The sequence below is a fragment of the Pseudomonas sp. NPDC088414 genome, assembly GCF_044753325.1.
In the GTDB taxonomy this organism is placed as follows: Bacteria; Pseudomonadota; Gammaproteobacteria; order Pseudomonadales; family Pseudomonadaceae; genus Aquipseudomonas.
This window is the reverse complement of record NZ_JBIVMY010000020.1, coordinates 62,511-76,469: the sequence shown is the minus strand read 5'-3', so window position 1 is coordinate 76,469 and position 13,959 is coordinate 62,511. Positions and strand designations below refer to the sequence as shown.

General features: G+C 60.4%; 13 protein-coding genes. 11 read left to right on the top strand and 2 right to left on the bottom strand.

Annotated elements, in window-relative coordinates:
- The first annotated feature begins 390 nt into the window (after positions 1 to 390).
- The 11 genes from ACIP8I_RS17765 (at position 391) to ACIP8I_RS17715 (ending at position 11,499) form a co-directional block, all read left to right on the top strand.
- A complete protein-coding gene (locus ACIP8I_RS17765) occupies positions 391 to 1,911 on the top strand; it encodes an aldehyde dehydrogenase family protein (protein WP_400762725.1) in 1,521 nt (506 codons plus the stop codon).
- Between the two features lie 301 nt (positions 1,912 to 2,212).
- Positions 2,213 to 3,583: an ethanolamine permease gene (eat, locus tag ACIP8I_RS17760; RefSeq protein WP_123588866.1), complete on the top strand. Its 1,371-nt coding sequence runs from the start codon at positions 2,213 to 2,215 to the stop codon at positions 3,581 to 3,583.
- A gap of 156 nt (positions 3,584 to 3,739) precedes the next feature.
- A complete protein-coding gene (locus ACIP8I_RS17755) occupies positions 3,740 to 5,134 on the top strand; it encodes an ethanolamine ammonia-lyase subunit EutB (RefSeq protein ID WP_400762723.1) in 1,395 nt (464 codons plus the stop codon).
- A 5-nt stretch (positions 5,135 to 5,139) separates the two neighbouring features.
- Positions 5,140 to 5,964, top strand: coding sequence for an ethanolamine ammonia-lyase subunit EutC (gene eutC / locus ACIP8I_RS17750; protein WP_400762721.1), 825 nt, complete (start codon positions 5,140 to 5,142; stop codon positions 5,962 to 5,964).
- 114 nt (positions 5,965 to 6,078) lie between these two features.
- On the top strand, positions 6,079 to 6,540 hold the full coding sequence (locus ACIP8I_RS17745; protein ID WP_007968150.1) for an N-acetyltransferase: 462 nt from the start codon (positions 6,079 to 6,081) through the stop codon (positions 6,538 to 6,540).
- Positions 6,541 to 6,886: 346 nt separating this feature from the next.
- Positions 6,887 to 7,543, top strand: a complete 657-nt coding sequence (locus ACIP8I_RS17740; protein ID WP_247268903.1) for a DedA family protein — start codon at positions 6,887 to 6,889, stop codon at positions 7,541 to 7,543.
- 4 nt (positions 7,544 to 7,547) lie between these two features.
- Entirely contained in the window at positions 7,548 to 8,360 is an 813-nt protein-coding gene (locus ACIP8I_RS17735; protein ID WP_027612913.1) for a zinc-dependent peptidase, read from the top strand.
- A 112-nt stretch (positions 8,361 to 8,472) separates the two neighbouring features.
- Positions 8,473 to 9,000 (top strand): inorganic diphosphatase, encoded by a 528-nt coding sequence (ppa, locus tag ACIP8I_RS17730; protein ID WP_003205933.1) that lies wholly within the window; start codon positions 8,473 to 8,475, stop codon positions 8,998 to 9,000.
- Between the two features lie 223 nt (positions 9,001 to 9,223).
- Positions 9,224 to 9,970: a helix-turn-helix transcriptional regulator gene (locus ACIP8I_RS17725; RefSeq protein WP_400762718.1), complete on the top strand. Its 747-nt coding sequence runs from the start codon at positions 9,224 to 9,226 to the stop codon at positions 9,968 to 9,970.
- 518 nt (positions 9,971 to 10,488) lie between these two features.
- The gene (locus tag ACIP8I_RS17720) at positions 10,489 to 11,049 is read left to right on the top strand and encodes a hypothetical protein (RefSeq protein ID WP_400762716.1); all 561 of its coding nucleotides are present in this window, start codon (positions 10,489 to 10,491) and stop codon (positions 11,047 to 11,049) included.
- A gap of 15 nt (positions 11,050 to 11,064) precedes the next feature.
- Positions 11,065 to 11,499, top strand: coding sequence for a hypothetical protein (locus ACIP8I_RS17715; RefSeq protein WP_027612917.1), 435 nt, complete (start codon positions 11,065 to 11,067; stop codon positions 11,497 to 11,499).
- Positions 11,500 to 11,522: 23 nt separating this feature from the next.
- Here ACIP8I_RS17715 and ACIP8I_RS17710 read toward each other — a convergent pair whose 3' ends face one another.
- Together ACIP8I_RS17710 and ACIP8I_RS17705 are read right to left on the bottom strand one after the other, a co-directional pair.
- Entirely contained in the window at positions 11,523 to 12,335 is an 813-nt protein-coding gene (locus tag ACIP8I_RS17710; RefSeq protein ID WP_400762714.1) for a YfaP family protein, read from the bottom strand.
- A 3-nt stretch (positions 12,336 to 12,338) separates the two neighbouring features.
- The gene (locus ACIP8I_RS17705; protein ID WP_400762713.1) at positions 12,339 to 13,958 is read right to left on the bottom strand and encodes a DUF2300 domain-containing protein; all 1,620 of its coding nucleotides are present in this window, start codon (positions 13,956 to 13,958) and stop codon (positions 12,339 to 12,341) included.
- Between the last annotated feature and the right edge of the window lies 1 nt (position 13,959).

The window sequence follows — 13,959 nt, the reverse complement described above, 5'->3', positions numbered from 1 at the left end:
TGTGGCGAGGGAGCTTGCTCCCGCTCGAGTGCGAAGCGCTCGCCAAAGTATATGAGCGGTAAACATTTCAGGGCTGCTGCGCAGCCCAGCGGGAGCAAGCTCCCTCGCCACAATAATCAACCACTGGGCGATTGGCAGTCAGCATCCTCCAGCCATCGGCGCATTGCAATGCTGGCAAGACCACCCGGTCACGGTCTGTGCCGAAAGCGGTACAAACTGTCACCCCGTCTGTACCGAAACCATCACAGGCTGCGCCCGCCCGTCCGACAAAAACCACGCAAGGCCTTGATTTGCCTGCCCTGTACGGCAGTGGCCCGACCTTTGCTCTACGCTTATAGCAAGCGCACTTGCGCGTTTCTCTAATAAGTACAAAGCCAAGGAGAACACATCATGCGTTACGCTCACCCCGGTACTGAAGGCGCCAAAGTCTCGTTCAAGAGCAAGTACGGTAACTACATCGGCGGCGAGTTCGTCGCGCCTGTCAAAGGTCAGTACTTCACCAACACCTCGCCAGTGAATGGCCAGCCGATTGCCGAATTCCCCCGCTCCACTGCCGAAGACATCGACAAGGCACTGGACGCCGCCCACGCCGCTGCCGATGCGTGGGGCGCGACTTCGGTGCAGGCGCGCTCGCTGACCCTGCTGAAAATCGCCGACCGCATCGAACAGAACCTCGAACTGCTGGCGATCACCGAAACCTGGGACAACGGCAAAGCCATCCGCGAAACCCTCAACGCCGACATCCCGCTGGCAGCAGACCATTTCCGCTACTTCGCCGGGTGCCTACGCGCCCAGGAAGGCAGCGCAGCCGAAATCGACGGCAACACCGTGGCCTATCACATCCATGAGCCGCTGGGCGTGGTCGGGCAGATCATCCCGTGGAACTTCCCGCTGCTGATGGCCGCGTGGAAACTCGCCCCGGCGCTGGCCGCCGGCAACTGCGTGGTGCTCAAGCCGGCCGAGCAGACCCCGCTGGGCATCTGCGTGCTGATGGAGCTGATCGGCGATCTGCTGCCACCGGGCGTGCTCAACGTGGTGCAAGGCTTCGGCAAAGAAGCCGGCGAAGCCCTGGCCACCAGCAAACGCATCGCCAAGATCGCCTTCACCGGCTCCACCCCGGTCGGCTCGCACATCATGAAATGCGCCGCCGAGAACATCATTCCATCCACCGTGGAACTGGGCGGCAAGTCGCCGAACATCTTCTTCGAAGACATCATGCAGGCCGAACCGACCTTCATCGAGAAGGCTGCCGAAGGTCTGGTGCTGGCGTTCTTCAACCAGGGCGAAGTCTGCACCTGCCCGTCCCGCGCGCTGGTGCAGGAATCGATCTACGACGAATTCATGCAAGTGGTAATGAAGAAAGTCCTGCAGATCAAACGTGGCGACCCGCTGGACACCGACACCATGGTTGGGGCCCAGGCGTCCGAGCAGCAATTCGACAAGATTCTTTCGTACCTGGAAATCGCCAAGGGCGAAGGCGCCGAGCTGCTGACCGGCGGCAAGGTGGAAAAACTCGAGGGCAATCTGGCGACCGGCTATTACATCCAGCCGACCCTGCTCAAGGGCACCAATAAAATGCGCGTGTTCCAGGAAGAAATCTTCGGCCCGGTGGTGAGCATCACCACCTTCAAGGACGAAGCCGAAGCCCTGGCGATCGCCAACGACACCGAGTTCGGCCTCGGCGCCGGCCTGTGGACTCGCGACATCAACCGCGCCTACCGCATGGGCCGGGCGATCAAGGCCGGTCGTGTGTGGACCAACTGCTACCACCTGTACCCGGCGCACGCCGCGTTTGGCGGGTACAAAAAGTCCGGCGTCGGCCGTGAAACCCACAAGATGATGCTCGATCACTATCAGCAGACCAAAAACCTGCTGGTGAGCTACGACATCAATCCGTTGGGCTTCTTCTAAAACCCGGGGCAACACAGGTTTCTGTGTTGCCCTCCAAATAGCTATCGCTGGCAAGCCAGCTCCCACAGGGATCTTTGCAGATCTCGATAACGGGAACACCACAGATACCTGTGGGAGCTGGCTTGCCAGCGATGGCGTCCTCAATGACACAACCCCAAGGCCTGGCCGCTCTGGCACGGCCCTTGCGTACCCGTCATTCAGGTTTTGCACGAAAACTGCCGCTGCGTGAACAGCATCCATCCACCTTAACCGCTGCACCCGAAAGTCCAACAGATCGAACAATAAAAAACAGAGAGGACTTATGACTTCCACCACACAGCTCAAACCCACACTCGGCACCCTGCACCTCTGGGGCATCGCCGTCGGCCTGGTGATTTCCGGCGAATACTTCGGCTGGAGTTATGGCTGGGGCACCGCAGGCACCCTCGGATTTCTGGTCACGGCGCTGATGGTCGCGACCATGTACACCTGCTTCATCTTCAGTTTCACCGAACTGACCACCGCGATTCCTCACGCGGGCGGGCCGTTTGCCTACAGCCGCCGGGCGTTCGGCGAGAAAGGCGGATTGATCGCCGGCATCGCCACGCTGATCGAATTTGTTTTCGCCCCACCGGCAATCGCCATGGCCATCGGCGCCTACCTCAACGTGCAGTACCCGGAGCTTGATCCGAAGGTCGCGGCGGTCGGCGCGTACTTCGTGTTCATGACCCTGAACATCCTCGGCGTCAGCATTGCCGCGACTTTTGAGCTGGTGGTCACCGTGCTGGCGGTCGCCGAACTGCTGGTGTTCATGGGTGTGGTCGCGCCGGGCTTCAGCTTCAGCAATTTCGTGCTCAACGGCTGGTCGGGTGCCAACGAGTTCACGATGGGCTCGATCCCCGGAATCTTTGCGGCGATCCCGTTTGCGATCTGGTTCTTCCTCGCCATCGAAGGCGCGGCCATGGCGGCCGAAGAAGCCAAGGATCCGAAACGCACGATTCCCAAGGCTTACGTCAGCGGCATCCTGACCCTGGTGTTCCTCGCCATCGGCGTAATGGTGATGGCCGGCGGCGTCGGCGACTGGCGCCAACTGTCGAACATCAACGACCCGCTGCCGCAGGCGATGAAAGCGGTGGTCGGCAACAATTCATCATGGATGCACATGCTGGTGTGGATCGGCCTGTTCGGTCTGGTGGCGAGTTTCCACGGGATCATCCTCGGCTACTCACGACAATTCTTCGCCCTCGCCCGCGCCGGGTACCTGCCGAAGAGCCTGGCCAAGCTGTCGCGCTTCCAGACCCCGCACCGGGCGATTCTGGCCGGTGGCGTGATCGGTATCGCGGCGATTTACAGCGATGGTCTGGTCAACCTGCAAGGCATGACCCTGACTGCCGCGATGATCACCATGTCGGTGTTCGGCGCGATCGTGATGTACATCATCAGCATGCTCAGCCTGTTCAAACTGCGCAAAACCGAACCGAACCTGGAACGCACCTTCCGCGCCCCGGGCTATCCGGTGGTGCCAGCGATTGCGCTGTTTCTGGCGGTGGTGTGCCTGGTGGCGATGGCGTGGTTCAACACGCTGATCGGTTGTGTGTTCCTGGGGTTCATGGCCGCTGGTTATCTGTATTTCCAGCTGACCGCCAAACAACGCGCCGACGCCCCGGCAGACGCTATGCTCGAAAGTATCTAGTTGCCATATAACAGTGCGTAGCGCCCCATGTAGGAGCTGCCGAAGGCTCGGGCCGCGTTCGGACGATCTTTTGACTTTGATTTTCTAAAAACAAGATCAAAAGATCGCAGCCTTCGGCAGCTCCTACAGGGGGTGTATCAATTACAGGAGGACAGCATGGCCGCATTTGCCCATTCCGTCGGCGCCCAGACCTACCGCTTCGACAGCCTCAAGGACGTCATGGCCAAGGCCAGCCCGGCGCGCTCCGGTGACTTTCTGGCCGGCGTTGCCGCGCTCAATGACGGCGAACGCGTGGCTGCACAAATGGCGCTGGCCGACATCCCGCTCACGCATTTTCTGCAGGAAGCGCTGATTCCCTATGAGACCGATGAAGTCACCCGACTGATCATCGACACCCACGACAAACAAGCCTTCGCCGTGGTCAGCCACCTCACCGTCGGCGGCTTCCGCGACTGGCTGCTCAGCGACGCCGCTGACGAAACCAGCCTGCGCACCCTCGCCCCCGGTCTAACGCCGGAAATGGTCGCCGCCGTGTCGAAGATCATGCGCGTGCAGGATCTGGTGCTGGTGGCGCAGAAGATCCGCGTGGTCACAAAATTTCGCGGCACCCTCGGCCTGCGCGGGCGCTTGTCGACCCGGCTGCAACCGAACCATCCGACCGACGAGCCCTCCGGCATCGCCGCGAGCATTCTCGACGGTCTGCTGTACGGCAATGGCGACGCGATGATCGGGATCAACCCGGCCACCGACAGCATCGCCTCGATCTGCGCGATGCTGGAAATGCTCGACGCGATCATCCAGCGCTATGACATCCCGACCCAGGCCTGCGTGCTGACCCACGTCACCACCTCGATCGAGGCGATCAACCGTGGCGTGCCGCTGGACCTGGTGTTCCAGTCGATTGCCGGCACTGAAGCGGCCAACGCCAGTTTCGGCATCAACCTCAACGTATTGCAGGAAGGCTATGACGCGGGGCTGAGCCTGAAGCGCGGCACTCTGGGGCAGAACCTGATGTATTTTGAAACAGGGCAAGGCAGCGCCTTGTCGGCCAACGCCCACCACGGTGTCGATCAACAGACCTGCGAGACAAGAGCCTACGCCGTGGCGCGACACTTCAAGCCGTTTTTGGTGAACACCGTCGTAGGATTTATCGGCCCGGAATACCTCTACAACGGCAAACAGATCATCCGCGCCGGCCTCGAAGACCATTTCTGCGGCAAGTTGCTCGGCGTGCCGATGGGTTGCGACATCTGCTACACCAACCACGCCGAAGCCGATCAGGACGACATGGACACCCTGCTGACCCTGCTCGGTGTGGCCGGGATCAACTTCATCATGGGCATCCCCGGCTCCGACGACATCATGCTCAACTACCAGACCACCTCGTTTCACGACGCGCTCTACGCGCGCCAGACCCTGGGCCTGAAACCGGCGCCGGAGTTCGAGCAATGGCTGGCGAACATGGGCATTTTCACCCAGGCGGACGGCAAGGTTCGCTTTGGCAACAACCTGCCGCCGGCCTTCCGCCAGGCGCTGGCGCAACTGGGATGAGTGTTATGGAAAAACCGCCTGTCGACCCGCAAAACCCGTGGCTGGAGCTGCGCCGCCTGACCCCGGCGCGCATCGCTCTGGGCCGCACCGGCACCAGCCTGCCAACCCGCGCTCAACTGGACTTCCAGTTCGCCCATGCTCAGGCAAGGGACGCGGTGCATCTGCCGTTCGATCATGCCGGACTCAGCGCGCAGTTGAGTGAACGCGGGCGCGAGAGCCTGTTGCTGCACAGCGCGGCGGTAGATCGAAACAGCTATCTGCAACGGCCGGATCTGGGGCGCAAGCTCGGTGATGCGTCGGCACAAACCCTGCGAGACTACGCGCAGGCCAACCCCGGCGGGGTCGATCTGGCGATCGTGGTGGCGGACGGACTGTCGGCACTGGCCGTGCATCGGCATACCTTGCCGTTTCTGACCCGCCTGGAGGAGCAAATGGCCGCCGACGGCTGGTCGATTGCCCCGGTGGTGCTGGTGGAACAGGGCCGAGTGGCCATTGGTGACGAAATCGGTGAGTTGCTGGGTGCAAAAATGGTCGTGATGCTGATCGGCGAGCGTCCGGGCCTCAGCTCACCCGACAGCCTCGGTTTATATTTCACCTACAATCCAAAAATCGGGCTGACCGATGCCTACCGCAATTGCATCTCCAATGTGCGGCTGGAGGGCTTGAGTTATGGCATGGCGGCGCATCGCCTGCTGTATCTGATGCGTGAGGCCTGTCGGCGGCAGTTGTCGGGGGTCAATCTGAAGGACGAGGCACTGGTTCAGACGCTGGAGTCGGACGCCGGTGCGGACATGAAGGGAAATTTCCTGCTTGATCCGCCCACAACCTGAACCGTTTCCGCATTGCGTTTCTGCGCCGCTTTCAGGCAGGATCGACGCACGGCCGCAGGGTTTCCCATCGCCGTCAGAGCAGTTGAAGACAGCCACTTGAAGACGAGACCTATCATGCGGATTATTCAAGCGACCCTCGAACACCTGGATTTGCTGACCCCGTTGTTCGTCAAATATCGCGAGTTCTACGGTTCCCTGCCTTACCCGGATTCATCCCGCGCTTTTCTCGAAAAACGCCTGCGCCGCAAGGAATCGGTGATTTATCTGGCCCTGGCCGATGATGACGACAAGAAACTGATGGGTTTTTGCCAGCTCTACCCGAGCTTTTCCTCGCTGTCGCTCAAGCGCGTGTGGATCCTCAATGACATTTATGTTGCCGAAGATGCCCGCCGCCAACTGGTGGCCGACAACCTGATCCGCACCGCGAAGAGAATGGCCAAGGAAACCCAGGCCGTGCGCATGCGCGTGTCCACCAGTGCCGACAACGAAGTGGCGCAGAAAACCTACGAATCCATCGGTTTCAAGGAAGACACCGAGTTCAAGAACTACGTGCTGCCGATCAGCGACGAGCTCTAGCGCTCATCAAGGGCCTGTTGTGGCGAGGGAGCTTGCTCCCGCCGGGCTGCGAAGCGGCCCCACCTCAGTCATCGCAACAGGTCAGGCAGATCAAGGCTTGGGAGTGCTCCGCCCTCCAGCGGGAGCAAGCTCCCTCGCCACACCAAGCTTGCCGCCACCATCAATACCTGCCTGACATTTATTCACACCCCGACATCCCTCGCTACAAAACCAACGCGCTTTTCACCTCTCAGACCGTATAATCCCGAGCTTTCCGGCTTGTAAGAAAAACTACACCCCGCTGTAGGCTTACACCCGAATCATCCGCACAGGCCTGCCGAGTCGGGCCGTCACCACAGGTGCCCCCATGGATTTCAACCCGCTCGACCTTATCCTGCATCTCGATGTGTACCTCGATTTGCTGGTGACCAACTACGGGCCGTGGATCTACGCGATTCTGTTCGCTGTCATCTTCTGTGAAACCGGTCTGGTGGTGATGCCGTTCCTGCCGGGTGATTCGCTGTTGTTCATCGCCGGAGCCGTGGCGGCGGGCGGTGGCATGGATCCGGTGCTGTTGGGTGGACTGTTGATGCTCGCGGCGATCCTCGGCGACAGCACCAACTACGTGATCGGACGAACGGCGGGCGAAAAACTCTTCAGCAACCCGAATTCGAAAATCTTCCGTCGCGACTACCTGCAAAAAACCCACGATTTCTACGACAAGCACGGCGGCAAAACCGTGACCCTGGCGCGTTTCCTGCCGATTATCCGCACGTTTGCACCGTTCGTCGCCGGCGTCGGCAAAATGCCCTACCCGCGCTTCTTCGCTTTCAGCGTATTCGGCACCATCCTCTGGGTCGGTGGCCTGGTGACGCTGGGTTACTTCTTCGGCAACGTGCCGTTCATCAAGAAGAACCTGTCGCTGCTGGTGGTCGGCATCATCCTGCTATCGCTGATTCCCATGATCATCGGCGTGGTGCGCAGCCGTTTCGGCGGCTCCAGCTCCAAAGCCGAAACCCACTGATCCGATGTGGTCACTGAGCGCCTGGCGTCGCCGGCGCATTCTGGCCAGGCACCCGATTGCCGACGACCTGTGGCAACGGGTGCGCCATCACCTGAGCTTTCTCGACGGTATCAGCGCCGCCGAAGACCAATGGTTGCGTGAAGCCAGCGTCCTGTTCCTCGAAGAAAAACACCTGACCGCCCTGCCCGGCGTCGAATTGCATCAGGAACAACGTCTGCTGCTTGCCGCGCAAGCCCAGTTGCCGCTGCTCAATCTGGGCGATTTGAACTGGTATCAGGGCTTCCACGAAATCGTCCTCTACCCTGACGACTTCCTCAGCCCGCAACGGCATCGCGATGCCAGCGGCGTCGAGCACGAGTGGGACGGCGAGCACAGCGGCGAAGCCTGGCAACAGGGGCCGATCATCCTCGCCTGGCCGGGAGTGATGGCCAGTGGTGGCTGGGAAGGCTACAACCTGGTTATCCACGAACTCGCGCACAAACTCGACATGCTCAACGGCGACGCCAACGGCCTGCCGCCGCTGCACGCCGACATGCGCGTCAGCGACTGGGCCGAGGTCATGCAACACGCCTACGATGACCTCAACCGCCAGCTCGACCGCAACCCCGACGCCGAAACCGCCATCGACCCGTACGCCGCCGAAAACCCGGCGGAGTTCTTCGCGGTCACCAGCGAATACTTCTTCAGCGCTCCGGATCTGCTGCACGCGGCTTACCCACAGGTCTACTTGCAACTGCAGCTTTTCTATCGGCAGGATCCGTTGGGCAGGCTGCGGCAACTTCAGGCCACAGACCCGGTCTATCAGGCGCACGAGTAAGCGCTGCACGACTTCTGGTACGTGGCGTCGGCGTAGGAATGTGCCTATAATCGCCGCCACTTTTTGGTCAATCCGGCCAAGTGTTTTTGGTCAACTACGGGGGCAACGCCCAATGAGCTACAGCAAGATTCCGGCTGGCAAAGACCTGCCAAACGACATCTACGTCGCGATCGAGATCCCGGCCAACCACGCGCCGATCAAATACGAAATCGACAAAGACAGCGATTGCCTGTTCGTTGACCGTTTCATGGCCACCCCAATGTTCTACCCGGCCAACTACGGTTACATCCCGAACACCCTGGCTGACGACGGTGATCCCCTCGACGTGCTGGTTGTGACCCCTTACCCGGTTGCTCCAGGCTCGGTGATCCGCGCACGTCCGGTCGGCATTCTGAACATGACCGACGACGGCGGCGGCGATGCCAAAGTCATCGCAGTCCCACACGACAAGCTGTCCCAGCTGTACGTCGATGTGAAGGAATACACCGACCTGCCACCGCTGCTGATCCAGCAGATCGAGCACTTCTTCGCGAACTACAAGGATCTCGAAAAAGGCAAGTGGGTCAAGATCGAAGGCTGGGCTGGCGCTGACGCCGCTCGCGAAGCGATCACCAAGTCGGTTGCCGCCTACAAGGGCTAAGCACCTGTTTGCTGCATGACGCTTGAAGAAAACCCCGGTTGATCCGGGGTTTTTTGTGTCTGCAAAAAGTCGTCTTAAACAGTGTGTTTATCGCGGACTACAGAAAAGTTTCGAAGCGAGTGATTTCCCACAAGCACGTCTTACATCCAGTCGCAAAATACAGCCTTTTTTTGAACGCCCGGTTTATTCAAAGCGCTCTGGCACGGCCGTAGACTCCGTGTTTATGAGAAAGAACACTAGCGGTCCAAGATTCAAGGCACTCCTGGAAGCAGCGAACATCACCACCACGGGATTCGCAAAGTTCTGGGGCACGGAAGCCCAAAACATTCATAACTGGTACACCCGGGGCGTCCCGGCGTATCGCATGGAGGAAGTCTCACGCCTGCTCTCGGTCAACAGCGACTGGCTGAAAACCGGTGAAGGCAGCAAAGAATTACCCCGTCTGCATAGTCCTGCCAGCAACGGCGACACCTTTGACGCGCAGTCCGTCAACGGCGTCTATTCCATCATCGACCCCAACGACATCGAACTGCCGTTTTTCAAGGAAACACCGCTCACCGCCGGCGCCGACAAGACCCACGTCGTCCTCGACCCCGAGCAAACCGTCCGCCTGCCGCGCGCCCACCTCGCGCAACTGGAAATCCGCCCAAGCGACGCCATCTGTGCACACATGATCGGCAACAGCATGGCCGAACGCATCGAAGACGGCTCCATCGTCGGCATCGACCGCGGCCTGACCCAGGTAGTCGACGGCGAAATCTACGCCATCGAACACGACGGCATGTTGCGCATCAAATACCTGCACCGCATGCCCGGCAACGCCCTGCGCCTGCGCAGCCACAACAGCGCCGAGTACCCGGACGAAATCTTCCGTGCAGCGCAGATCGATGAGCAGCGGATCCACATTCTGGGCTGGGTATTCTGGTGGTCGACCCTGGGCAAACGCCGGCCGGTGGTGCCTTTTCTCTGATCCTGCGCCACTCCCCGGCCCAACACAGAACCCTGTGGGAGCGGGCTTGCCCGCGAAGAGGCCCTGAAAGTCAGTACAAAACCCGAATTTCTACCGCCGCCGCCGCTCTATTGCGCACTTGAGACTGGGAATCCCCAACAAAACTCAGTATCCTGCGCCCCACATTTGCGCATCGCCCCGCTCCCGCGGCTCAGATGACGCCTGACGCGGCAGACCAACGTCTGACCAAGTCCCACAGCCGGACGCAGATCCGGGTGTACATTTTGAAGGCTGACGCGGTTTACCAAAAATAAACCAAGCCAGTCCCCGAGAAGCCGGCCACAAGCCGGCTTTTTAATGCCTGCCTGAAAGCAACGTTATCTTGACGAGCTCGACAGATTAACCGGGTAGTGCTTGTCACTCAGGCATCGCAATAAGCCATTAGCACATCCGCCCTAATTGCCCCACGCCCAACCTCACCACTAAATTTCCATTCTGTTTTTTTGCATTACAAAAGCGCCAAGGAATGGAGCAACACCATGTCGTCGTTTTTCAAACTCACTCAATCCGCTGTTCTGCTGACCGCACTCCTGACCGCTACCAGTTCAGCCTTGGCCGAGGAGCCGAAGCTCGTCGGTGACTGGTGGATCATTTACGGCAACGGCGTTCCCCACAAGAACATCATGTATGTCGCCGACAGCACGTCAGTCGTGCCGTCGAAACACACCAAAGGCGCCAAGTTGGTCGCCGTGACGCTGGTGTACGAAGAACCGGGCAAGCCGATGATCGATGCCTACAACCTCGAGGTTCAGTGTTCGACGAACAAGGTCCGAATGCTCAATGGCCAGTCGGTTGATCGCATCGCCTACATGATGCGCAACCTGAAAGTTAATGACCAATGGCAGCAGCCGAAAGAGTTCTGGGTGCAGCGCACCAGCGAGTTCGTTTGCTCACCTGCCAAAAAGGACATGATCGCGCTGGGCAAGATGGAGTACTTGCAGATGATTCAGGGCCTGCAGCAGATGTTCTTCAAACTGGCGCCGATTCAGGAGAAAGGCCAGATGATGGATAACCTCGACTCGATCCTGGGCAACAAGTAAGCGGCGGGCATCACGATGAACCCATGGACTAAAACGTTATTGGCGCTGCTGATAACGCCCGCTGTTTTGCTGATCAATGGTTGCCACTTGATTGCCCAGTCGCGCTGGGAAGGACGCGATGTTCAGGAAGCGCTCGATCTGTTTGGCAAACCCGACTCGATGAAAAAACAGACCGGGGCCAACGGCGAGAATCTGGCTGTGCTCACCTGGTACAAATCGTCCAGTTGGACCACCACGGAAGCGGCCGGTACTTCAATGAATCACACCGGTAACGGCATGGTTTACACCGAGTACTACGAGACGGTCGGTCACAGTTCCGATTGCAAACTCGAAGCCACCGTCAACAAGGCGAAAAAGATCGTGCTGTTCAGGATCGAGGACGGAAAGATCATTCACGGCAAGTGCATCAACGTGCCGTTCGTACCTGGTTACATTCCGCCCGGTTTCTAGTGCAACCCTGAGCAGGCTGCTGCTCAGGGATAGCTGAACGACTTCACCAACGTCAGTTCACCCACCGCCCGCATCGGCACCACAAACGTCTCCATCTTCTCGCTTGGCGTGCCTTCCTCGGTAATCACCGTCACCTGCGCCGTGGTCAGCGGCTGCACCGCCTCCTCCCCGCCTTCATCATCACCGCGATAACCACCGCCGAAGTAGTTCACATACACCAGATACTGGCCCTTGATCGGTGCCGGCATGGCAAAGATTTCCGGGCCGTAGCCGGTGGTGACGTCGACGTCGAGTGCGGCGCCATTGGGTGCGACGCGGTCGCCGTACCAGATGTGCGCGCCATCAGGGGTGATCAGGTGCAGGTCGAGGTCGGTGCCGTCGCTGTCCCAGGCCAACAGCACGCGCAGTTTGGCCGGGGTGGCGCCGCCGCTGGCGTTGAGGAACTGCGTGCGGTGGCGTTGCTGGCCGTCGGGGCTGCGCACTTCGACGCTGTTGCTACCGTTAGGGAAGGAGAACGGGCGGTCGAAGCGGCCACTGTCGTCGATTTTCAGCGGCATGCTGACACCGTTGACGATCAGCCGGCCGGGATCCTTGCTCTTGGGGGTGGCTTTGATTTCGCCGCTGATGCGCGCGGTGTTGGCCTGGCCGACCGGGGTGTTGACCGAAGAGGCCGGGTAGTTGACGGTCTGGCGGAAGTTCTCGCCTTCGCCCTCGGGCGCGCCGGTGCGCCAGCCGCCGACCGGGGTGTCGAGTTTGACGCTGTCAGCGGCCATTGCCATCGGCCATGCATTGAACGCGCAGAGCAACAGCAAGACCTGTGGATAACGGAGTGTCATGGTCTATTCCAGCAAGAGGTGACGGGCGAGCCCTTCGATGTAGGTTTCATCCTGGCCATTGGGATGTGCTTCAAAGGCCAGGTGCAGGTATTCGTGAGTCAGGTCGAGGCGATCCTGCAAAGTCAGCACGCCGCGCACATAAATGCGCTGGCGTTCGCGATCGACAAACGGGCGGCCGAACGCCAGTTTGCACACGGCGAACGAGCTGACTTCGTTGTAGCCGGTTTCGCTTTCCAGCGTCGGACGCCAGCCGCGACGCTGCTTTTGCAGCCAGTCCTGTGCGGCGGGCAGTGCTTCGCAGGAAGCAACCGGGTTGTCCCAACGGCTGAGGCTGGCGCGCGGATAGGCGTGCAGCAGAATCGCGTCGTAGCGCTGGCCGGCGTTGGCCTGCTCGACGGCTTGTTGCCAGGCCAGTTTGTCCGGGCCGGGTTGATCGGAGTGATAGGTGACGGTGCTGCCGGCCAGCACCAGATCCGCTGTCCATGCGGCGATGGCGCGCGACTCGGCGGAGGCCGGGCGTGGGGCGACGCGCTGACGGTTGCTGCTGTCGTCGATGCTCAGGCAATCGCCGTTGCGCGTGGCGTTTTGCAACAGATAGGTGCGGATCGCCACGGCCAGTGCCTTGGCAGCTTCGGCGGGTTCAGGTTTGGCTTCGCGCTCAAGCACACGGGCGACGTATTCTTCGCGATCGAGCCGTGCAACGAGTTTGCCGTTGAGCAGAAACAGTTCCCCGGCGCTGTGGATATCCAGCGCATTGCCGTTGGCGAATTCGACGCGGTAGTCGCCCTGCAACGAGCCGGAAGTCACCACCCGATCCCCCGCCAGAACACGCGACAGCGGATAACGCGAGAACAGTTCGACCTCGACACAACGCCCTGCTTCCGCCGGCCAGGAAGAAGGCAACACCGTCGCCAGTGCTTGGCCGTAATGGCGCAAGACCATCTGACTGGTGCCGCGCCCACCGGCCCAGATCGGCGAGCCGTCCGCCGTCCATCCGGCAAACCCGCCCTGCCGCGACTGCGGATCCTGATCACCGAGCCAGCTCCAGGTTTTCACCCGCAGGCGCCCGCCCAGCTCACCGACGACATTGCCGTCCGCCGCGTTCAGCACGACGTCAAGCAACACGCGGCGCATCTGCTCTTGCGCCGGCAGCACCGACAACACCTTCAGCAAGTCAACCACGGAAACCCGCGTGGCCGGTTGCACGGTTGGCAAATCCAGCAACCACGACGGCGCCTGCCGCGCCTGCCAATACGTGCGCCAATCGGCAGCAGCAATGCCCAACCGCGCCGGCTCGAAGTACAAGCCGCAGGATTTGACCAACGCCTGATCACGCTCGATCCTGCCACCCGCCGAGCAGCAATAAACCTCCTCCTTCGACTGCCCGCGACATTCGTACGCCGGCTCGCGCGCACCGGTATCTACCAGCCACGCATACACGAACAATTTCCACAGACTGCCCAGCGGCGTATCCAGCGTCGGCGGCAATGGCTCGCGAGCGATCAGTTGCGTGTGATTCAACGCCAGCAACTCGCCCTTGTACGCCAGCCGCAACGGCTCATCCTGCGCCGTCGCCAGCGCAGGCATCACACACATCAGCAGCCACAGCAGCGGCCGGTTCATG

Excerpts from the sequence above, each read along its gene's own strand:
- eutC (WP_400762721.1), top strand. The coding sequence starts at position 5,140 with ATGGAAAAACCGCCTGTCGACCCGCAAAACCCGTGGCTGGAGCTGCGC.
- ACIP8I_RS17710 (WP_400762714.1), bottom strand. The coding sequence starts at position 12,335 with ATGACACTCCGTTATCCACAGGTCTTGCTGTTGCTCTGCGCGTTCAAT.
- ACIP8I_RS17765 (WP_400762725.1), top strand. The coding sequence starts at position 391 with ATGCGTTACGCTCACCCCGGTACTGAAGGCGCCAAAGTCTCGTTCAAG.
- ACIP8I_RS17735 (WP_027612913.1), top strand. The coding sequence starts at position 7,548 with ATGTGGTCACTGAGCGCCTGGCGTCGCCGGCGCATTCTGGCCAGGCAC.
- ACIP8I_RS17715 (WP_027612917.1), top strand. The coding sequence starts at position 11,065 with ATGAACCCATGGACTAAAACGTTATTGGCGCTGCTGATAACGCCCGCT.
- ACIP8I_RS17705 (WP_400762713.1), bottom strand. The coding sequence starts at position 13,958 with ATGAACCGGCCGCTGCTGTGGCTGCTGATGTGTGTGATGCCTGCGCTG.
- ACIP8I_RS17720 (WP_400762716.1), top strand. The coding sequence starts at position 10,489 with ATGTCGTCGTTTTTCAAACTCACTCAATCCGCTGTTCTGCTGACCGCA.
- eat (WP_123588866.1), top strand. The coding sequence starts at position 2,213 with ATGACTTCCACCACACAGCTCAAACCCACACTCGGCACCCTGCACCTC.
- ACIP8I_RS17755 (WP_400762723.1), top strand. The coding sequence starts at position 3,740 with ATGGCCGCATTTGCCCATTCCGTCGGCGCCCAGACCTACCGCTTCGAC.
- ACIP8I_RS17725 (WP_400762718.1), top strand. The coding sequence starts at position 9,224 with ATGAGAAAGAACACTAGCGGTCCAAGATTCAAGGCACTCCTGGAAGCA.
- ppa (WP_003205933.1), top strand. The coding sequence starts at position 8,473 with ATGAGCTACAGCAAGATTCCGGCTGGCAAAGACCTGCCAAACGACATC.
- ACIP8I_RS17740 (WP_247268903.1), top strand. The coding sequence starts at position 6,887 with ATGGATTTCAACCCGCTCGACCTTATCCTGCATCTCGATGTGTACCTC.
- ACIP8I_RS17745 (WP_007968150.1), top strand. The coding sequence starts at position 6,079 with ATGCGGATTATTCAAGCGACCCTCGAACACCTGGATTTGCTGACCCCG.